This is a genomic window from Pseudomonas sp. lyk4-R2A-10, from assembly GCF_030209075.1.
In the GTDB taxonomy this organism is placed as follows: domain Bacteria; phylum Pseudomonadota; class Gammaproteobacteria; order Pseudomonadales; family Pseudomonadaceae; genus Aquipseudomonas; species Aquipseudomonas glycinae.
Genome location: NZ_JARVSR010000008.1, coordinates 44,296 through 63,925, shown reverse-complemented (window position 1 = coordinate 63,925; position 19,630 = coordinate 44,296). Strand labels below are relative to the sequence as shown.

The window sequence follows — 19,630 nt, the reverse complement described above, 5'->3', positions numbered from 1 at the left end:
GGGAGCGCCTCTTTTTATGTTTATTGAGGTCGAGGGTTATGCAGATCTCCGCTCCCTGGAGATCTGACTTACTGGATGCGGCAGAGAGTCAGCGACTCACCACTCGGCAAAACTGCCATCGGCATGCCGCCAGATCGGGTTGCGCCAGCGATGACCGACCGCCGCGCGTTCGATCACGTATTCCTCGTTGATCTCGATCCCCAGGCCCGGGCCGTTCGGGATTTTCACGAAGCCCTTGTCGTAGTCGAACACCCGCGGATCCTTCACATAATCGAGCAAGTCATTGCTCTCGTTGTAATGGATGCCCAGGCTCTGCTCCTGGATAAACGCGTTGTAACAAGCGGCGTCCAGTTGCAGACACGCCGCCAGTGCAATCGGCCCCAGCGGGCAATGCAGTGCCAGCGCCACGTCGTAGGCTTCAGCCATGTTGGCGATCTTGCGGGTCTCGGTGATGCCACCGGCGTGGGAGGCATCCGGCTGGATGATGTCGACGTAACCTTCGCTCAACACCCGTTTAAAGTCCCAGCGCGAAAACAGCCGCTCACCGAGGGCAATCGGGGTGCTGGTCAGCGGAGCCAGTTCTTTCAGCGCTTCGTAGTTTTCGCTGAGCACCGGCTCTTCGATGAACATCAGTTTGTACGGGTCAAGTTCCTTCATCAGCACCTTGGCCATGGGTTTGTGCACCCGGCCATGGAAGTCGACGCCGATGCCGACGTTCGGCCCGACCGCATCGCGCACAGCGGCAACGTTGGCCAGTGCCAGATCGACCTTTTCGAAGGTATCGAGGAATTGCAGTTCCTCGGTGCCGTTCATTTTCACCGCCGTAAAACCTCGGCCCACCGCCTCTTTCGCGGCCCGCGCAGTGTCCGCCGGGCGGTCGCCGCCGATCCACGAATACACGCGGATCTTGTCCCGCACCTGACCGCCGAGCAGATCGCTGACCGATACACCGAGGGCCTTGCCCTTGATGTCCCACAGCGCCTGATCGATACCGGCCAGCGCGCTCATGTGGATCGCGCCGCCTCGGTAGAAGCCACCGCGATACAGCACGGTCCAGATGTCTTCGATATTGCGTGGGTCTTTGCCGATCAGGTAGTCGGACAATTCCTCAACCGCAGCAGCGACCGTGTGGGCGCGGCCCTCGACCACGGGCTCGCCCCAACCGGTCACGCCTTCGTCGGTTTCGACTTTCAGGAAGCACCAGCGCGGCGGGACGATGAAGGTGGTGAGTTTGGTGATTTTCATCTGCTTGTCTCTCTTGTTAGATGCAGCGCACGCAGCGCCGGAAAAGTCTTAGCGAAGGGCTTTCCAGGCCGCCACGTAGGCCTTGGCATTGGTCGCCACTTGCTCAGTCGTCATGCCCGGCTTGAACAGCCCGGAACCGAGGCCAAAGCCTTTGACGCCGGCGTCGATAAACGCCTGCATGTTGTCCGGCGTGATGCCACCGACCGGCGCCAGGATCGTCCCGACGGGCAACACCGCCAGCCAGGCTTTCACCACCGCCGGACCCATCTGTTCGGCCGGGAACAGCTTGAGAATGTCAGCACCCTCCTCCAGTGCCGCAAAGGCTTCGGTCGGTGTGGCAACGCCCGGCGACAGGTACAGCCCCGCCGCTTTCGCCGCCCGCAGCACCTTGGCATCGCTGTGGGGCATGACGATCACCTGGCCGCCGGCCTCCTTCACCAATTCGACCTGTTCCGGGGTCAGCACCGTGCCGGCACCGATCAGACAATCGGCGGGCAAGGCCTTACGCAGAATACGGATGCTTTCGTACGGCGAGGGGGAATTGAGCGGTACTTCGATGACGCGAAATCCGGCCGCATACAGGACTTCTCCGACAGCGGCGGCTTCCTGCGGATGCAGGCCGCGCAGAATCGCGATCAGACCGTTTTGCGCCAGTGCTTGCTTGAGCATGTCAGGCCTCCAGTCAGGGTTAACGGGATGAGGAATCGATCAGTCCGGCGGCGAGCGCCAGTTGCCACAGTCCACGCTCGGTGGCTTGCTCGGCCAGGGTCAACCGGGCAAAACCGCAGGTGTCGAGGGCACGGCTGTAGCGGGCGCACAACTGTGCGTTGCCGATGAGGATGATCGAAGGAAGATCTGTGCTGTTGCGTCGGCGCCGTTGCACGGCGGCCAGCGCCGTCAGCTCGTGGCCGATCAGCAGGCCGGACAGATAGTCCGGTTGCGCGGTGGCACTGAGCTCACCGGACAGCCCCAGGCTGCGGGCGCTGAACAGCGTCGACAGCACGCCAATCTCGCCCTCTGCCGACAACGCCACCTGTACGCCGCGATCGAAGGCGGCGGCGTCGAACGTCGCGCTGTGCTGTTGGGTACGGCCGAGAATGCTGTGTTCGCTGAGCACGGCGAACACTTCGCCGGTCATGAAGGTGTCGAAACGGGTGATGCAGCCGTCGGCCACTTCCACCCATTTCGAATGACTGCCGGGCAGGCCGATCAACAGATCAGTGCCCGCCTCGACCGGCAGATTCTGCAGGACGCCGAGGACCTGGGTTTCCTCGCCGCGCATCACGTTCGGCAGCGCCGAACGCTGAATCACACCCGGCACGATATGCACGTCGACACCGCGAAGACTGTGAACGGTTTGCAGGGATTTTCCGAGATCGGCCACGTTGGCCGGCGTATCGCGGTAGGACGCTTCGCGCCAGCCCTGGGCGCTGCCGACCATGCCACAGGCAATCACCGGCAAGTCGGGTTGCGCGTCGAGCCAGTCGCCGCACGCCTCGTCGAACGCCAGTTCAAAACCATCAGCGCATTCACGACCGTTGATGACCCGCGGCGTCTTCGGCAACTGCATGATCCCGAACGACAGCGACCGCTGCGCCAGCACCTGCCCGCCCGCTGCGAGTTTGTAAGCACGTAGTGAGGTCGTCCCCCAATCGAGCGCGATCAATTGCGCCAGCATCGCTTCACCTGTTTTGTTATTGGCAGTGAGTGAGCTGGACTATAGACCTCTCAGGCGGGAAATCTCAATATGTAATTTTGCATCCCATATTTTGGGATTTGCCTTTCTTAAAAGCCCGGACAGCGAATTGAGCAACGAGCACCGCCTGTCCGGACGGATCGCATCCCGTTTAAAACTTATCGATCTCTCTTAACAGATCTGCCGTTGGAACTTTCATGTCCTCCGACAAATATATTTTATAGGAGTAGGAATTAATTCTGACCTTACAGACAATAGACTCTCGGCCCACTAATAAAGACCTCAATGCCTCACCTTCAATGATTTTTTCACTGGTATCGTTTTTTCTTTTGAAAAATAAAACATCCGCCCTGTAAACCGGCCCGGCACTTGAAATTTCAGGCTCGACAAAACCCTCTCCGTATCTACCCGCAGAGTGAGGTGCCGAAAAATCAAAATCGTCCTCAAAAGAACACAGCAGCGTCTGGCTTATTTTTGATTTAAAAAGATTGACAACATCAACATCAGACGTAAAACGCACCTGATAAATATTCCTATCCAAATAACGTTCAACACCAACGTATTGTAAATGAGCAATGGGCTTACCATGATTCATCGCACAGGAAGTGCAAAGCAAGAAAGCCATACATAAAATTATATTACGCACATTTCCGTCCTTTAAAATGAGTAACAACAACCTGCATCAAAGCGTCTCTGGCCGAGAGGCCACTTTGCAGGACTGATGTGAAGATGACCCAGGCATCGGCGTGATTCACATTCACTCGCCCGTTCATATTGGGCCCACTTTTCATATCCCATTGCTCTCCAAAATCGGCTACGAGATCGGAAAAATTCCAGTCTTTGGCATCGGCTCTGACGTTAACCCAATATTCCGCCTTCGGCTTCGGCTCCTGACGGTAGATGTTAGAAACTCCCCACACAATTTTTCCTTCGCCAACCGGATCGAGTGTAACCAGACACGGAATTCGATATCCCTTATCAGTCAATACAGCTGACAGGTGCGCACCATTCCATCCGCCCAAGCTATGCCCAATGATATATACAGGCGTGGTCACATCAGCAATCTTCTCCAGCACATTCTTTTTCAGATCATCTTCACTAATAAAATAGTTATAACCAACATGGTGGATATCATAATTATCAGAACAAATACCCTCAGCCTCCATATCCCTGACGAACACCTTCATGACGTCAGCAACGTTATTATTGGGGCCTGTGCCGTAATAACTTTCTTTATCACCCGCACCACCCACAAAAAACAGAACAATCTTTTTGGGAGTGATCGTGGCCTGCTTGACTGTTCCGTCCGTTTTGCAGGTCAGGTCATGGGTCACGACCAGTCTTTTACAGCCTTTCAGAGCAGGATTTTCAGTAGTCATATCTTCCTACTCCACGAACAGCTTGATCGACTCAGGCAAATGCGAACTCACGGTATGGGTAAACCCCGCGTCATTGGTTACGCCGTGCTCCACGCTCCCATCAGCGCGTTGAATCGCGTAAGGGTGATTTGGCATGGGCTCACCAGTAATTTCGTTAATCACCTGCATCCGATCATTGAAATGCACCGGCATCGGCGACAACCCGCTAAACGCCGCCCCTCCCCCGCTCTGTCCAATAATCACCGTCCCCGACCCACCGACCACGACATTGCCGTGCCCGCCGGTGCTGTCGAGCATCGCGGCATTCAGGCCGTTGATGAAGACCGTGGCGGAAACACCGCCGGTTATCGGGCTGCCACACGCCGATTTATCGGTCATGCGCGCGGCGGGGAGCCCGTCGAAGAACACGTCCGGCGAGCCGGAGACGATCGGGTTGTTGCCATGACCAGGCAGTGGGCAGCCGGTTGGGTCGGTGACGCGTGCAGCGGGTTTACCACTCAATTCAAAGCTCCTTGCTTCAGAGGTTCCAGGTGTGGCTGATAGAGGTCGACATCGGTCGCGGCGAAACGCCAGCGGTTGTCGACGGAATCGAAAAGCGCGTGACAATGCTCGCGGCTGTTCGGGGTGAGGGTTTGCAGTTGTTGCCAGGTTTCATCGGCAAACCAGTTCAGCTCGGTAGATGTGGCGTCGTCGAGCTGGTTGAGCAAGGTGTTGTAGCCGGTCAGTCGATGCTGGTCGTAGGTGGTTTGCACTAGGCGTCATCAGCTCGGCATCGAGGCCCGAGAAAAACGCACGGATGGCTTTGCCACCGAGGCGGTTAACGGTGCAGAGGATGTCCACCAGTTGGCGGTTCGGGTTGTCGCTTGAACCGAGTTTTTTGACCAGACCGTACAGGCGGATCGACGCCCGTAGTCCGCTCATCGCCGGTCACTCGTTGACGCAGCGAAGGCTCCACGGGCGTGGAGAAAGAGTGCCAGAGGCATTGCAGGTGTCGTCCGTGAGCGCGCAAAAATGGCGCGTAGAATGCCGGACCAGAGCGGTTTGGACAATCGAATCAATAATCAGATTGCCACTATTTATTCAGCCCTCGGCAAACTCCCGCAATACCTTGCCATCCATGCGATACCTCACCCACTCTTCCTGCGGCTGGGCGCCGAGGGATTTGTAGAATTCGATGGCCGGGGTGTTCCAGTCCAGCACGCTCCATTCGAAGCGGCCGCAGTCGTTGGCGCAGGCGATTTTTGCGAGGTGGCGCAGCAGGGTTTTTCCGGCGCCGCCGCCCCGTTGTTCCGGGGTGATGTAGAGGTCTTCGAGGTACAGGCAGTTGCTGCCCAGCCAGGTCGAATAGCTGAAGAAGAACACCGCAAAACCGATCGGCAAGCCGTCGCGCAGGCAGATCAGGCCATGTGCCGTGGCGCCTTCGCTGAACAGGCTGCGTTCAATGTCCGCGACGCTGGCGATGACTTCGTGACGGGCCTTTTCGAAGTCTGCCAATTCGGTGATGAACGCGAGGATTTGCGGTGCATCGCTGGGGGTCGCCGGGCGGATCTCGATCGTCATGGACGGGCCTTGTCGGAAAAAGTAAAACGCCATACTAAGGCGGCGCGCGGCGCTCGTCACATGGCAATCCACGGATTAGGCTAGCGCGGCCGATGACTCGCAAGGACTCCCATGAACAATCTCGTTTTTTCACCTCTCACGGAGCTCGCCGCCGAACTGCTGCCCCACGCGCTGGAACCGTCGGAGGACGGCGCCCACGATCTGTCGCACCTGCAACGGGTCTGGCACAACGCGCGCACCTTGCAGATCGAGGAAGGTGGCGACCTTGAAGTACTGCTCGCGGCCGTGCTGCTGCACGATTGCGTGGCGGTGGAAAAGAACTCGCCACTGCGCTCACAGGCATCGCGTCTGGCAGCGGAAAAAGCTTCAAAGGTGCTGACAAACCTGAACTGGCCCGAGGCCAAAATAGATGCCGTCACCCACGCCATCGAAGCCCACAGCTTTTCCGCCAACATCACCCCGCTAACCCTCGAAGCCCGACTGATGCAGGACGCCGACCGTCTCGATTCCCTCGGCATGCTCGGCGTCGCCCGCACCTTCTACACAGCCGGACGGATGGGCAGCGCGCTGTATGACCCGCACGATCCCGAGGCCCGGGACAGGGACTACGACGACAAGCGATTCTGCCTCGACCATTTCCAGATCAAACTGCTGCACCTTGCCGACGGTTTCCACACCGCTGCCGGTCAACGTCTGGCACAGCTCCGCCATCAACGCCTGAAAGGCTTCATGGAGCAATTCAATGAAGAGATCGGCCTCGAAAGCGCTCAGCCCTTCTGAACCGTTCGTCGCTCATCAGGCACCAATCTTTCACGAGGGCAGACCAACGTGAGGTAAGGATTTCAATCACTGGAGACCCCCTATGATCCCGTCAAGGTTGACTGCGCTCGTATTCGCAACCCTCCTCAGTCCGGCGGTATTCGCCGCCTCGACTACCGCCGCCGGCACCGGGCCGACCGATCCGGTTACCCAGCCAAGAGCCCCCGCCATCAACAGTGCCCCCGGTATGAATACCGACGGTTCGGGTGTACCGCTGATCAATCAGCCACCCGCGACGGGAACCGATCCTCGCACCCAGGGCAGCGATCCCGGTCGCCAGGGCGGCATGAACACCCCCGACGCTCCGGCCGCCCCCGACAACGCCGGTCCCGGCGTCGGCTCGAAAACCACCACGGGTGGTTCGGGTTCTGAAGGCGCAGGACAGTGATCCATGCTTCATCCACGCAACGTGTCTTATCCACTTCCCTGAAGAGGTAACCATGAACGTCGATAAAAACCTGGAAAAAGAAGTCCTCACCCGCCTGTTGCATGCCCATCCGAGCGGCCTCGGCAAAGAGGTGCTGGACAATTATCGCGGCGAGAAAGTCGTGGCCAGTGCCCTCGCCGCCCTGCAGGAGCGTGGACTGATTCACCACGGACACATCACGTGCAATGAAGCGGGAGAGCATTCGCTGAATCTGCCGATCAAGCTCAGCGCTGCGGGTGTGGAAGCGGCCCGTAAACTCGATACCTGACGCCTCCAGTCACTGGCGCAAGCAGTGTTCGAATGCAATGCCTGCGCCGGTTCATACCGAGATTCATCCAACCACCAGGAGACTCGCCATGCCTCGTGGAAGCAAAGCCAAATACACTGAAGAACAGAAGCGCAAAGCCGAACACATCGAAGACAGTTATCAAAACAAAGGGATGTCCAAGGACGAAGCCGAGGCCCGCGCCTGGGCGACGGTGAACAAACAGTCCGGCGGCGGCGAGAAGGCCGGAGGTTCCGGGCGTCGGAAACCGGCCAGCGCCAAAGCTGCGGATCGCAAGGAGTCGGCGCGGCGCGCGACAGCAAGCCGCGAGGGACATTCGCGCGATAGCAAGGCTTCACGCGAAGTGCAGACGGTCGACAGCCTGCGCAAGGAGGCCCGGGAGCGGAAAATCCCCGGGCGTTCGTCGATGCGTAAAGATGAGTTGATTGCGGCGTTGCGCAGAGCCGGCTAGGTCCAGACTGGATGTAACGGATGAAGGCCTTATCGCTGGCAAGCCAGCGATTGCGATCGTTCAGTCAGTGCATTTTTTGCTGATCAGCACATCAACCTCCGCCGTGCCAGGGGCGGTCGCCGGGCCCCAGCGAGTGACCGCTAACGCAGCCGCAGCGTTGGCGCGCCTTGCGGCTTCGTGAGCGGCCAGTCCTTGTGCCAGCCCGGCGACGAATACGCCGGCATGCGCATCGCCCGCGCCGTTGCTGTCCACTGCCTGCACCTTGAAGCCCGGCACATGCTGACGTTCACCGCACTGATGAATCCAGCAACCCTGCGGGCCGTCGCGCACGACCATCAGCACCTCAAGTGGCAGGTGCATGGTCAACCGGTCCAGCGCGGTTTCGATATCCGCCGCGCCAGTGAAGCGCAGTGCCTCGACGCTGTTGCTGGTCCACACATCAATGCGCGGCAGCAACGCCTGCATCATCGGTGAGTCCGGCGATTCCACCAGCGGGCCCGGATCGAACACCACGTTGATCGTCCTCGGCAGCGCCAGCGTCCAGTCCAGCAACGCCTGGGCCTTGCCGCTGTGCAGCAGGCTGTAGCCGCTGACGTAGACGTAGTCCCCCTCCTCGGCGGTGACGCTGTTCAGCTCCGCCGTCGTGACCTCGCCTTCGGCGCCGATGTAGGAAATGAAACTGCGCTCGGCCGACGCATCGGTCAGCGCCACGCAGATCCCGGTGTCACGTTCTGCAGGTTGTTCGATGCCGATGCGGATGCCTTCGGCGTTCATCGCCTGCCGTGCCAGATCACCGAAACGCCCATTGCCATGACGACCGAGATAGACCACCGGCAAGCCGTTGCGCGCAGCGGCAGCCATCACATTGAAGCCGCCGCCGGCTTCGAAACTGGCGGACTGCGCCAGCACGTCACCGCCGATCTGCGGCAGCGCATCCACGGCCATGACCAGGTCAATGATGACTTGGCCGGTGTGCAACATCTTAGGCATGAGCATTCTCGGATTGCGCGGCGCGGCGATCTCTCGCCCCGCCGAGTACGAAGTAAATGCCGCCGGCGACCACGAACGTCACGATCCAGCCGAGGCCGTTGTGGCCCAGCCACGAGTCGGACAGGAAGCCCTTGAACCAGACATTTTCAGCCGTGGTGCCGATGGTGGTAAAACTGAAGCCCAGCACGATCGCGATCGCCCACGCGCCGAATGCGCGCCACTCGATGCCGCCGCTGTACCAGTAGGCGCTGCTCGGACTGACGTCGAGCAGGTCTTTGGGGCTGTAGTAGTGACGGTGAATCAGGTCGACCACGAAGATCCCGACCCACGCGGTGATCGGCACCGCCAGCAGGGAAATGAAGGTAATGAACGGGCCGTAGAAGCTGTCGGCGATCAGCATGAAGTAGATCGAACCGGCGAATATCGCAACGATGTCGACCACTACCGCGTACACGCGCTTGACCTTCAGGCCAAGGGTCAGCGTGGTCAGACCGGCGGAGTACACCGACAGGTTGTTCGACAGCAGCAGACCACCGAATGCGGTGATCAGGTACGGCACGGCCATCCAGGTCGGCAGCATGTCGCGGATCGCCACGATCGGATCAGTCGCCGACGCCAGATCGTTGTTGCCCACCGACAGCAAGCCGCCGAGGGTGATCAGCAGCACCAGCGGAATCCCCGCGCCGAACGCCGCCGAAGCGACCAGGCGCACGGCTTTGACGCTGCGATGCTGATAGCGCGACATGTCGGCACCGGCATTCGCCCAGCCAATCCCAGTGCCGGCGGCCATGGTGCCGATACCGATGATCATCGCGCTCATTGGTGCCGGCGTGGCGTTGAACACCGCGCTCCAGTCGATGGTCGCGCAGAGGAAGCCGCCGACCAGAATGTTCAGGGCGCCGAACACGTAGGTCGCCCACTTCTGGATCACCAGCAAGGTGGCGTGGCCGAGGCCGGACACCGACAGGGTCAGCAGCACGAAAATCGCGATGAAAATCAGGGTCAGCACCGGCGCGCTTTTGGCTTCCACCGGCGAGCCGAACAGGATCGAGCACAACGACAGCAGCACGAACGCCGCCGTGGTGGTGTTGACGGTTTCCCAGCCCAGGCGCGACATCAGCGACACCAGCGTCGGGCCGATATTGCCGCGCACACCGAAGATCGCCCGCGACAGCGTCAGGCTCGGCGCACGACCGCGACGGCCGGCGATCGAGATGATCCCCACCACCGCGAACGAACCGGCAGCGCCGAGGATCGCGACGATGATTGCCTGCCAGATCGCCAGGCCGCGAAACGCAACCAGCGTGGCGCCCAGCGGCAGGCCGAGGATGGAAATGTTGGCAGCGAACCAGACCCAGAACAGTTGCAGCGGATGGCCGTTGCACTCGCCTTCCGGCACCGGTTCGATGCCCCGGGTTTCCAGTTGCCCGGCGCTTTGCCCGGTGTTCGATGAACTCATGAAAAATGCTCCTGTTTGCCTTTATTGTGGTTGTGGCAATGACGCAGAACGACAAGACATCCCGCCCCTTCCTGGGCCTGTCTGCGCGATCCATTGCGGGTGAGTATTCAGGATTTGCGGCGCGGCCATCTCGAGCAAGCTCGCTCCCACAAGTACGGCGTTACCCCTGTGGGAGCAAACTTGCTCCGGGCGGCGATCCGACGATAACGTCAGTTCAATCAGCGCAAGGCCAACAGCCCTGTCACCAACGGTTCCAGCTCCAGACCATTGACGGCCTTCACCGTCTCGATCATCGGCACCGGCCAGCTCTGCAGGCCCAGGCAGGCCCCGAGCATGGCGCCGAGAATCGCGGCGATGGTGTCGGTGTCGCCACCCAGGCTCGCGGCCATGCACAGCGCATCGAACGGCGTCATTTCACCGACCGCGACTTGCTGCGCGAGGGCGAACGACACTACGACCGATTCCTGCGACGCCACCGAGGTGCCGATCACGTCGTACAGCAGATCCGCGAGCAACACCGGGTCGCTTTCGACACTGATGCTGCGCGCCCAACTGATCCGCGACGCGATACGCCCGCCGGCCACCCAGTGCCCGTGAGACTCCGCTTGCTGGGCGATCTGTTGGCCGAGGTTCAGCGCCTCACCCAGATCCAGACCGTTGATGCCGGCCGAAACCACCGCCGCCACCGCCGCTGCGCTGGAAATCCCCAGCGTAGTGTTGTGAGTGACCTGACAGGCCTGCACCACCGCCGCGATAAAGCGTTCGGAGTCGGCGACATCCGCCGCGATCCCCACCGGGGTGATGCGCATCGCTGCGCCGTTGGTGGTGCCGTAACGTCCGGCCTCTTCCGGCGAGTGGCCGGCGAGGATCATTTCGATCGCACGTTTGGTCGACGGACCGAGCAAGTCCTGCGAGCCCTTGGCCTGCATCTCGGCTTCCCATTCGATCAGCCGTTGCGCGAGCACCGCCGGTTCGATCCGGCCCTTGCCTTCAACCAGCAACTCGCCGACCAGAATCGCCTGTTCGGTGTCATCGGTAATCGAGCCCTTGGGCATGTTCGCGGCAATCGGCTGCAAGGGGCCGGCGTCCTGCAGTTCGGTAATCTGGCCGAAGCGCTGCTTGATGGTTTCGCGGTTCAGGGATTGGGTCGGCATGCCCAACGCGTCGCCGAGGGCCAGGCCGTAAAACGCGCCCAGGGCACGGTCAAGGGCGGTCATTTCGATTCTCCAAATTGCAGGTGCAGCCGGAAATGCACCGGGTCGAGCAGGCTTTCGACCTGTTCCATGAAACGGTTTTGCCGGTCATACGTGGTGCGCAGCGCCTTGAGGAATACCGTGCCTTCGGGACGGCCGAGCAGTTTGGCATCCACGGCGTTGAGCGGTTCGGCACCGATCCACTGATCGCCGCGCTCGCCGATGTAGCCGTAGGCGGCCAGGGTGATGGTCAGCGAGTTATCGATCAGGCCCACTCGCGGCAGGCTTTCCAGGCCTCCGCTGGCGGGCATCAGAGAGCGTTCAAGGGACACCGCCGTGCCATCGTTGGAACGGCGGCGACGTTCGAGAAGAATGAATTGATCGGAGCCGAAACGCGGCAACAGATCCTCGCGGGTCACGGCTTCCAGGCGCAACACGTCGGTATTGATCAGCGCCCCGCTGTCGGCCAGGGCCTGGGCCCAGCCGCTGCGCTGGTCGAGTACCACCCCGTCAAACGTGACGATGGAACCGACCCCGCTTTGCGTGGCGATGTAATTGCGCCGCTTCAGTTCGGCCAGCGCTTCGCGCAACGTGCCTCGGCTGACGTTGAATTCCTGAGCCAACTGATGCTCGCCGGGCAACAGAAAGCCGTCCTCCATGAGGCCGCTTTCGATGCGTCGGACGAGCTCGTCGACCACCCGTTGTTTCTTGTCAAATCGTACCTGTCTAATCATGTACAAAGTGATAACCGAAACGGGTTGAGACGGGCAAGGGAAATTTTGGGTGGGGTGACGGAAGGCGGGAAGATCAAGAGCGCCCTCATCGGAACGCCGCCCGCCTAGCCCTCTCCCGGAGGGAGAGGGAACTGAATGGGGGATATTTGGGAGATACGCCGACCTGAGCCCGCTCGCTGAATCCATAATCGACTGAATTCTTCAGGTCAATGTAGAGCGCAAGACACCTCGGTCAGCTCCCTCTCCCTCCGGGAGAGGGCGGGGGGTGAGGGAGCTCTTGATCTCAGCGCTGTTTCAGACGGTCAATGACAACAGCCAACAGCAGAATCGACCCACGAATCACATACTGATAAAACGTGTCGATATTCTTCAGGTTCATCGCATTCTCGATAATCGCCAGAATCAAGACCCCGGCAATCACATGCCGGATCATCCCGATCCCGCCACTCAGCGACACCCCGCCCAGCACGCAAGCCGAAATCACCGTCAGCTCAAAACCCTGCCCGATCATCGGCTGCCCTGAAGTCATCCGCGAAGCCAGAATCACCCCCGCCAACGCACCAATCACCCCATGCACCGCGAAAATGATGATCTTCGTGCGATCAACATTCACCCCCGCCAGCAGCGCCGCTTCCTGGTTGCCGCCAATGGCCATGGTGTTGCGCCCGTAGGTCGTGTAGTTCAGCAGCCAGCCGAAAAACAGGAAGCAGACGATGGTGATCAGGATCGGCACCGGCACGCCGAACAACTGGCCGTTGCCGAACACGAAGAACGATTCCTGGGACACGCCCACTGCTTTGCCGTTGGCAAAAATGTAGGCCAGGCCACGGACGATCTGCATGGTCGCCAGCGTCGTGATCAACGCGTTGACCCGCAACTTGGCGATCACGATGCCGTTGATCAGGCCGACGATCAGGCCCATCACCAGCGCGGCGCTGACGCCGAGAAACACGCTGTTGGTGTCGCGCATCACCACCGCCGCGACCACCCCGGCGCAGGCGATTACCGAACCCACCGACAAGTCGAAATGCCCCGACGCCAGGCAGTACAACATGGTGCACGCGGCGATCCCGGTAGTGGAGATCGCCAGGCCCAGGCCACGCATGTTCAGCGGCGAGAGGAAGTTGTCGATCAGCAAGGTGCAGGCGACAAAAATGCCCACCGCCGCCAGCAGCATCACCCAGTCGTCGAGGAAGCGCCGCATATCCAGAGGTTTGCGCTCGGTCGGCAGGGTTTCGTTTTGGGTTGTCATCATAGTCACCTCTCAGTTCGCCACGCCGTCAGCGCGGTGGCGCGGCAAAGCCAGTTGCAGCAGGTTGGATTCGTTGGCCTGGTCGCGGCTGACTTCGCCACGCAAGGCGCCCTCGCACAGCACCAGAATGCGGTCGGAAATACCCATCACTTCCATCAGATCGCTGGACACCACGATTACCGAAATACCGTCGGCGGCCAGGTTATGGATGATCTGGTAGATCTCGGCCTTGGCGCCGATGTCGATACCCCGGGTCGGCTCGTCGAGCAGCAGGACTTTCATCGGCATCGACAGCCAGCGGCCGAGAATCGCCTTCTGCTGATTGCCGCCGGACAGGAACTTGATCTGTTGCCCGGCGTGGGGCGTTTTCACTTTCAGGGCCTTGATCTGTTTCTCGGCGTTGCCCTTTTCCCAAATCCCGCGCAGCAGGCAGCCGAGCCCGGAATGCGCACCGCGCGCACTGATGTTGATGTTCTCGGCGACACTGGCAAGCGGAATGATGCCTTCCTTCTTGCGATCCTCCGGGCACAGCAGAATCCCGGCGGCAATCGCATCGCGGGGCGAACGCAGCTTCAGTTCATGGCCGCGCAATTCCAGGCGTCCGGCGGTGTTGCGCTCCAGACCGCTGAGCAGCCGGAACAGCTCGGTGCGCCCGGCCCCGACCAGCCCGAACAAACCCAGAATCTCGCCCTTGTGCGCATCGAAACTGATCGGCTCGCGCAGGCCCGGGCCAAGCAAGCCATCGACTCTCAGCGCCACGGCACCGCGCGGGCGACCGCGATAATCGTAGATGTCCTGAATGTCGCGACCGACCATGCAGGTCACCAGTTGATCGTGGGTCAACTGGCTCATGTCGTCGAAGGTGCGCACGTAGCGACCGTCCTTGAACACCGTCACCGCGTCGCAGATGCGGAACACTTCTTCCATGCGATGGGAGACGTAGAGCACGACTTTGCCCTCGTCGCGCAGTCGGCCGATGATCGCCATCAAGCGGTCGATTTCCCGCGCCGAGAGGCTGCTGGTCGGTTCGTCAAAGGCAATCACATGCGCGCCACGGGACAACGCCTTGGCGATTTCCACCAGTTGCCGCTGGCCGAGGGACAGGCGTCCGACCTTGGTCTGCGGGTCGATTTCATCGGCCAGGCCTTTGAGGCAAGCCAAGGCTTGCTGGCGCAGCGCGCCGCGATTGATCAGGCCGAAACTGGCCGGCAGGTGACCGAGAAACAGGTTCTCGGCCACAGTCATTTCCGGCACCAGATGCAGTTCCTGGTGAATCACCGCCACGCCGCTGCCGATGCTGTCGGCAGTGGACTTGAAGGCCATCGTCCGCTCGCCAATCTGCAGCTCGCCGCTGCTCGGAATGTAGGCGCCACCGAGGATTTTCAACAGGGTCGATTTGCCGGCGCCGTTCTCGCCCATCAAGGCGTGAACCTGCCCGGGATGCGCGACGAAACTGATGCCGTCCAGCGCCTTCACGCCCGGGAAGGTCTTGCCGATCCCGTTGAAACGCAGGCTGCCGCTGGCGCTGTGTTCTTGTGTCTGTACTTGCGCGTGCATTTAAGCCACCTCATCACACCGTTCAAGCGGCCCGGCTGGCCGGGCCGCCGCTGCCGTCAGTTCCACAGACCGATCTTCTCCAGCTCCTGCTTGAAGTTGTCGCGGGTGATCAGGGTGACGTCGTCCATTGCGGTGTACTTCGGCGGTTCCTTGCCGGTGGTGACCCACTCGTACATCATCTCGGCGGTCTTGTAGCCTTCAATGTGCGGGCTCGGCAGCATCGAACCGTAGAAGCCGCTGTTGGGCTTTTTCAGCTCGCCGATGGCGTCGGTGCCGTTGATGCCGATGCCGATCACGTTGGCCGCGGCAAAACCGGCGGCTTCAGTGGCGCGCACGCCGCCGAGCACAGTGTTGTCGTTCATGCCGCCGATGATCAGGTTCTTCGCCGCACTCGGCAGCTTGACCAGCGCCGAGTTGGTGGCGTCCATGCTGCCTGGTACGTCGAGGGTTTTCAGGGCGGCGGTCAGAATGTGATCTTTCGGCATGCCCGCGTCTTCGAGGGCCTTCATCGAGCCGTCGGTGCGCTTCTTGCCGGTGTCGAGTTCGTTGTAGGTGTTGACCACCGCGTAGGTGTCTTTCCAGTCCCAGTTACGCTTTTTCGCCTCGGCAGCCATGGCGGCGCCCTGCTTCTGGCCGACTTCGAAGGCGGCCATGCCGAGGTACGGTACGTCTTCCATGAACTTGCCGTTGGCATCTACGAAACGGTCGTCGACGGCGATCACTTTCAGGTCGTTGAGCTTGGCCTTGGCCATGATCGCCGGGCCGAGCGACACGTCCGGCGGGCAGATGACGAAGCCCTTGGCGCCGTTGGCCGCAAGGCTGTCGATAGCGGAGAGGGTTTTCTCGCCGTCCGGCACGGCGATCTTGATCAGCTCGAAGCCTTTGTCTTTGGCAGCTTTCTCGGCGAAGGCCCATTCAGTCTGGAACCACGGCTCTTCGGCCTGCTTGACCAGAAACCCGATCTTCACCGGATCGGCGGCCAGCAGGGCACTGCTCAGGCTGAACGCAGTGACCGCCAGCGCGGTACTGCACAGGGTACGAATCCCGAAACGACGTTTCATAAGCAGACTCCTTGTTATTTTTCTTGAGCGTTATTTGAAAAACGTTAAAGCGGTCAAAGCGTTTCCTGCGAATCATGACGACAATAGTCATATCGTATGATGATTGGATTTCAGGCGGACCTTTCCACCTGGAACCCGCTTTTGTCAGTCGTGGTACATGACCGAGCGACCGCCATCGATGGTGATGCACGAGGCATTGATGAACGGCGCTTCATCGCTGGCCAGGAATACAGCAGTCATTGCCACTTCGATCGGTTGGCCGATGCGTTTCGGTGGGTGCAGATCGAAGGCGCGCTGACGTTCGGCGTGTGGGTCGGCGAAGCCGTTCCAGTAATCGACGTTGAGCTGGGTTTCGATGTAGCCCGGGGCGATGGCGTTGACGCGAATGCCTTTCGGCGCGTACTCGATGCCCAGCGCGCGGGTCAACCCGAGCAAGCCGTGCTTGGCCACCGGGTACGGAAAGCAGCCGGGAATGATGTTGGTGGAATGAGTCGACGCAATGTTGATGATGCTGCCGATGCCCTGCTCAATCATCTGCGGCAGCACGGCCTTGCAGCCATACCAGGCGCCGTCGAGGTCGATGGCGAAGCAGCGTTTCCAGTCTTCTTCGGTCATTTCCAGCGGATCGCGGAACACGTTGACCCCGGCGCAATTCACCAGCACGTCGATGCGACCGTGCAGCTCGATGGCCAGTTTGGCCATGGCGTGCAGATCCTGCTGACGCGAGACGTCGGCCTTGATCGCCTGCACATCGGCGCCCTGCTCGCGCCAGTGGGCGGCGACTTTCTCGACCTTTTCGGCCTGGATATCGCTGATCACCAGTTTGGCCTGCTGCGAGGCGAAGGTCGCGACGATTGCTTCGCCGATGCCTTGAGCGGCACCGGTCAGCAGCACGACCTTGTTTTTCAGGCGCTCACCTTTCGGTGGCTCGGGCACCGGTGGCAGGGACAGAGGTTCAGCCATGAATCAGGACTCCTGTTCGAAAGCATAAAAAAACCGGGCATCTGACGATGTCCGGTCTGGAAGGCTTATGGAACAAAACAGGCGCGCGCACGCCGCGGCACCGAAACGGCCCGAAGCGCTGACTCCGCTGTGGAGTGCGATGAAAATTCGCTGCATCACTTCACCTGTTTTGTTCTTTTTAAGTGTGAGTGCGTGTTACTGCTGGAGCCGACTATAAACCCGACCGCCAAATAATCTCAATATATAATTTTGCATCCCATATTTTGGGATTTAACCAGCGAATCGCGTACAAAGCTTTCCGGCGACGTCCACTCGCAAAGACAGCACGGCGCCGTCCAGCGGGTGGTTCAGCGGACTTTTAGCGCTGGTGATGTACAGGGTTTTCAGGTCGGCGCCGCCGAACACGCAACTGGTCGGGCGGCTGATCGGCAGTTCGATCCTGCGGTCGATCTGGCCATCCGGTGTCAGGCGCAGCAGGCAGCTGCCGTCCCAGCGGGCGTTCCAGACGTAGCCTTCGGCGTCCATCGCCGAACCGTCCGGGCCACCGTGCTGATCGGCGCTGTACCAGGGCTGGGCGGTGTCGAGGTTGCCGTCGGTGTGAATGAAATAGCGGTACAAGGTGCTTTCGAGGCTGTCGCCGAACAGCAGCGTGGTGCCGTCGTCGCTCCAGAGCAGCGTGTTGGGAATGCCCAGCCCCCGTAACAAGGGTGTGACCCTTTTATCCGGATCAATCCGGAACAGCCCGCCGGAACGACGGATGATCGGCAGATCCTCGCCCTGCTCGCCAATGTTGTTTTGCATGGTGCCGAGCCACAACCGGCCCTGGCCATCGCAACGCGCTTCGTTGGCACGGTTGCCCGGTTGCGGATCGGCGACGCAGAACAGCGTCAGTTGCGGTTCAAGCCCGGGGGAATCCAGATCAAGCCGGTAGACGCCGCTGCTCAGAGTCACCAGCGCATCACCGCTGGCGCAGGGAATGAACGCCGAAACGTGTTCCGGCATCTGCCAGATCTGCACGTTCTGCCCGATCAGCCGCAGCGCCTGCCTGCCGGCAATGTCGACCCAGTACAGTGCCTGGGTCGGTGCGTCCCAGAACGGGCCCTCGCCCAGTTGCGCCCGATGCTCTGTCACCGCAGTCCACGTCATGCAACCTCCTGTCTTGTTGTTTTTGTCAGCTGGCTTTCTTGTCGGCCATCACCTGCGGGTAGAACCGCTTGATGGCCAGGTCGGCATTGTCGATCAGGGTCATGCAGGCCCACACCCCGCGCGCGGCATCCCGTGCGGCGATGGCGTCGGCCATGTCTTTGTGAATAGGCAAGGTGCGGCGCAATTCGTCGGGGTCGGCTGCGGACACTTCGAAGGACACGGCAAGCAGCGCGCCGAGGGCCGGCACCATTTGCTCGATGAATTGATTGTGGCTGGCGGCGAGAATGCATTCGTGGAAGAACTGGTCGGCGCGGTTGTAATCGATGCCGCTGTCGACCGCCCGTTCCAGCGCGTTGTAGGCCTGCCGCACGGCTTGCACCTGTTCGACGGTCGCCCGCTCGCAGGCCCAGCGCACCGCCATCGGTTCGATGGTGCGGCGCAGGTCGAGCAGGTCATCGACGAAATTTTCCGGCAGGCCGCTGCGCGACAGCCAGCCGACGACTTGCGGGTCGAACAGATTCCAGCGCTTGATCGGCAGCACCCGCGTGCCGACTTTCGGCCCGACTTCGAGCATGCCTTTGGCGACCAGAGTCTTGATGGCTTCGCGGATCACGGTGCGGCTGACCCCGAGCTGCTCGCCCAGATCGGCCTCGACCTTGATCGCCTGCCCCGGCTTCACCTGGCCGGCAGCAATCCAGGCGCCCAGCCAGTCAACCGTTGATGCGTGAAAACTGCTCGACATGGACACCCCGAAGCGATTCGCTGTGGGTGCCTACGCTAATCATCATACGATTGAGAGTCAACGACAAAAAACCGCAGCCTGTTTTCACAGACTGCGGTTTTTTATGGTTCGAGGCCGATGCGGAAGAACTCGCCGCCGCTCCAGACGCCGAGCCAGCGTTGACCTTCGATTTCACGGCTGACTGCGAGCTCGACCAATTGGTAGAACACGTTGCGGTGGATCAGCGCTTCGAGGTTGGTGCGCACATGCACGTAAGGGGCAGGTTCTTGCGTTGCAGGATCGATCTCGACGCGGATCGGATGTTCCGCGCCGGCCTCGGTGATTTCATCGACATTGGTGGTAAAGCGCAGCAGTTGCGCCTCCCCCTCGCCTTCCACCTCGACGGCAATCGCCACGAATGGCGCGTCGTCGACCTTGATTCCGACTTTCTCCACTGGAGTAATCAGAAAGTAATCATCGCCGTCGCGGCGGATGATGGTGGAGAACAGCTTGACCATCGGCTTGCGCCCGATCGGCGTGCCCAGGTAGTACCAGGTGCCGTCGCGGGCGATGCGCATGTCGATGTCGCCGCAGAAATCCGGGTTCCACGAGTGCACCGGCGGCAAGCCTTTGGTTTTGGGGATTTGCCCCAGCAGGTCATTGGCTTTTTGCGGGCCACTCATGGCGTACT

23 protein-coding genes are annotated in these 19,630 nt (G+C 60.6%); 4 read left to right on the top strand and 19 right to left on the bottom strand.

Features of this window, described 5'->3' with window-relative positions; all coding sequences use genetic code 11:
• Window positions 1-96 precede the first annotated feature (96 nt).
• The 8 genes from dgoD to QRN46_RS11810 all read right to left on the bottom strand — a co-directional run bounded on the left by dgoD (window position 97) and on the right by QRN46_RS11810 (window position 5,880).
• Window positions 97-1,245: a galactonate dehydratase gene (dgoD, locus tag QRN46_RS11845; RefSeq protein ID WP_007950849.1), complete on the bottom strand. Its 1,149-nt coding sequence runs from the start codon at window positions 1,243-1,245 to the stop codon at window positions 97-99.
• 48 nt (window positions 1,246-1,293) lie between these two features.
• Window positions 1,294-1,914, bottom strand: coding sequence for a 2-dehydro-3-deoxy-6-phosphogalactonate aldolase (locus tag QRN46_RS11840; RefSeq protein ID WP_011335407.1), 621 nt, complete (start codon window positions 1,912-1,914; stop codon window positions 1,294-1,296).
• Between the two features lie 19 nt (window positions 1,915-1,933).
• The gene (locus tag QRN46_RS11835) at window positions 1,934-2,923 is read right to left on the bottom strand and encodes a 2-dehydro-3-deoxygalactonokinase (protein ID WP_221615412.1); all 990 of its coding nucleotides are present in this window, start codon (window positions 2,921-2,923) and stop codon (window positions 1,934-1,936) included.
• 169 nt (window positions 2,924-3,092) lie between these two features.
• Window positions 3,093-3,587 (bottom strand): hypothetical protein, encoded by a 495-nt coding sequence (locus QRN46_RS11830; protein WP_041475394.1) that lies wholly within the window; start codon window positions 3,585-3,587, stop codon window positions 3,093-3,095.
• Window positions 3,580-4,320: an alpha/beta hydrolase family protein gene (locus tag QRN46_RS11825; protein ID WP_285354789.1), complete on the bottom strand. Its 741-nt coding sequence runs from the start codon at window positions 4,318-4,320 to the stop codon at window positions 3,580-3,582. The genes QRN46_RS11830 and QRN46_RS11825 overlap by 8 nt, the downstream gene beginning before the upstream one ends.
• Window positions 4,321-4,326: 6 nt before the next feature.
• On the bottom strand, window positions 4,327-4,821 hold the full coding sequence (locus QRN46_RS11820; protein WP_011335411.1) for a PAAR domain-containing protein: 495 nt from the start codon (window positions 4,819-4,821) through the stop codon (window positions 4,327-4,329).
• Window positions 4,818-5,072, bottom strand: a complete 255-nt coding sequence (locus QRN46_RS11815; RefSeq protein ID WP_011335412.1) for a hypothetical protein — start codon at window positions 5,070-5,072, stop codon at window positions 4,818-4,820. Before QRN46_RS11815 ends, QRN46_RS11820 begins: the two co-directional genes overlap by 4 nt.
• Window positions 5,073-5,400: 328 nt before the next feature.
• Window positions 5,401-5,880, bottom strand: a complete 480-nt coding sequence (locus QRN46_RS11810) for a GNAT family N-acetyltransferase (RefSeq protein ID WP_041475599.1) — start codon at window positions 5,878-5,880, stop codon at window positions 5,401-5,403.
• 111 nt (window positions 5,881-5,991) lie between these two features.
• Between QRN46_RS11810 and QRN46_RS11805 the strand changes: the two genes are divergently transcribed.
• From QRN46_RS11805 to QRN46_RS11790, 4 genes are all read left to right on the top strand, one after another.
• A complete protein-coding gene (locus tag QRN46_RS11805) occupies window positions 5,992-6,660 on the top strand; it encodes an HD domain-containing protein (protein WP_011335414.1) in 669 nt (222 codons plus the stop codon).
• An 82-nt stretch (window positions 6,661-6,742) separates the two neighbouring features.
• On the top strand, window positions 6,743-7,087 hold the full coding sequence (locus QRN46_RS11800; RefSeq protein WP_011335415.1) for a hypothetical protein: 345 nt from the start codon (window positions 6,743-6,745) through the stop codon (window positions 7,085-7,087).
• 52 nt (window positions 7,088-7,139) lie between these two features.
• On the top strand, window positions 7,140-7,394 hold the full coding sequence (locus tag QRN46_RS11795) for a hypothetical protein (RefSeq protein WP_011335416.1): 255 nt from the start codon (window positions 7,140-7,142) through the stop codon (window positions 7,392-7,394).
• 88 nt (window positions 7,395-7,482) lie between these two features.
• Window positions 7,483-7,863, top strand: a complete 381-nt coding sequence (locus QRN46_RS11790; protein WP_011335417.1) for a Rho termination factor N-terminal domain-containing protein — start codon at window positions 7,483-7,485, stop codon at window positions 7,861-7,863.
• 60 nt (window positions 7,864-7,923) lie between these two features.
• On the opposite strand, the gene QRN46_RS11785 is transcribed toward QRN46_RS11790, so the two are convergent.
• The 11 genes from QRN46_RS11785 to QRN46_RS11735 form a co-directional block, all read right to left on the bottom strand.
• On the bottom strand, window positions 7,924-8,853 hold the full coding sequence (locus QRN46_RS11785) for a PfkB family carbohydrate kinase (RefSeq protein WP_201815870.1): 930 nt from the start codon (window positions 8,851-8,853) through the stop codon (window positions 7,924-7,926).
• Window positions 8,846-10,312, bottom strand: a complete 1,467-nt coding sequence (locus QRN46_RS11780; RefSeq protein ID WP_201815879.1) for a purine-cytosine permease family protein — start codon at window positions 10,310-10,312, stop codon at window positions 8,846-8,848. The genes QRN46_RS11785 and QRN46_RS11780 overlap by 8 nt, the downstream gene beginning before the upstream one ends.
• Before the next feature lie 218 nt (window positions 10,313-10,530).
• Window positions 10,531-11,529, bottom strand: a complete 999-nt coding sequence (locus QRN46_RS11775) for an ADP-ribosylglycohydrolase family protein (protein ID WP_011335420.1) — start codon at window positions 11,527-11,529, stop codon at window positions 10,531-10,533.
• Window positions 11,526-12,239, bottom strand: a complete 714-nt coding sequence (locus QRN46_RS11770; protein WP_011335421.1) for a GntR family transcriptional regulator — start codon at window positions 12,237-12,239, stop codon at window positions 11,526-11,528. The genes QRN46_RS11775 and QRN46_RS11770 overlap by 4 nt, the downstream gene beginning before the upstream one ends.
• A gap of 283 nt (window positions 12,240-12,522) precedes the next feature.
• Window positions 12,523-13,491: an L-arabinose ABC transporter permease AraH gene (gene araH, locus QRN46_RS11765; RefSeq protein WP_011335422.1), complete on the bottom strand. Its 969-nt coding sequence runs from the start codon at window positions 13,489-13,491 to the stop codon at window positions 12,523-12,525.
• 12 nt (window positions 13,492-13,503) lie between these two features.
• Window positions 13,504-15,048: an L-arabinose ABC transporter ATP-binding protein AraG gene (gene araG / locus QRN46_RS11760; protein WP_108562965.1), complete on the bottom strand. Its 1,545-nt coding sequence runs from the start codon at window positions 15,046-15,048 to the stop codon at window positions 13,504-13,506.
• Window positions 15,049-15,104: 56 nt separating this feature from the next.
• Window positions 15,105-16,109 (bottom strand): substrate-binding domain-containing protein, encoded by a 1,005-nt coding sequence (locus QRN46_RS11755; protein WP_197869173.1) that lies wholly within the window; start codon window positions 16,107-16,109, stop codon window positions 15,105-15,107.
• A 144-nt stretch (window positions 16,110-16,253) separates the two neighbouring features.
• Window positions 16,254-17,072 carry an SDR family oxidoreductase gene (locus QRN46_RS11750; RefSeq protein WP_011335425.1) on the bottom strand — a complete coding sequence of 273 codons (819 nt, stop codon included), beginning with the start codon at window positions 17,070-17,072 and terminating at the stop codon, window positions 16,254-16,256.
• A 270-nt stretch (window positions 17,073-17,342) separates the two neighbouring features.
• Window positions 17,343-18,218, bottom strand: coding sequence for an SMP-30/gluconolactonase/LRE family protein (locus QRN46_RS11745; RefSeq protein WP_285354777.1), 876 nt, complete (start codon window positions 18,216-18,218; stop codon window positions 17,343-17,345).
• Between the two features lie 25 nt (window positions 18,219-18,243).
• Window positions 18,244-18,960, bottom strand: coding sequence for a FadR/GntR family transcriptional regulator (locus QRN46_RS11740; protein ID WP_064383471.1), 717 nt, complete (start codon window positions 18,958-18,960; stop codon window positions 18,244-18,246).
• A gap of 101 nt (window positions 18,961-19,061) precedes the next feature.
• Window positions 19,062-19,622: a DUF1285 domain-containing protein gene (locus tag QRN46_RS11735; protein ID WP_285354774.1), complete on the bottom strand. Its 561-nt coding sequence runs from the start codon at window positions 19,620-19,622 to the stop codon at window positions 19,062-19,064.
• Between the last annotated feature and the right edge of the window lie 8 nt (window positions 19,623-19,630).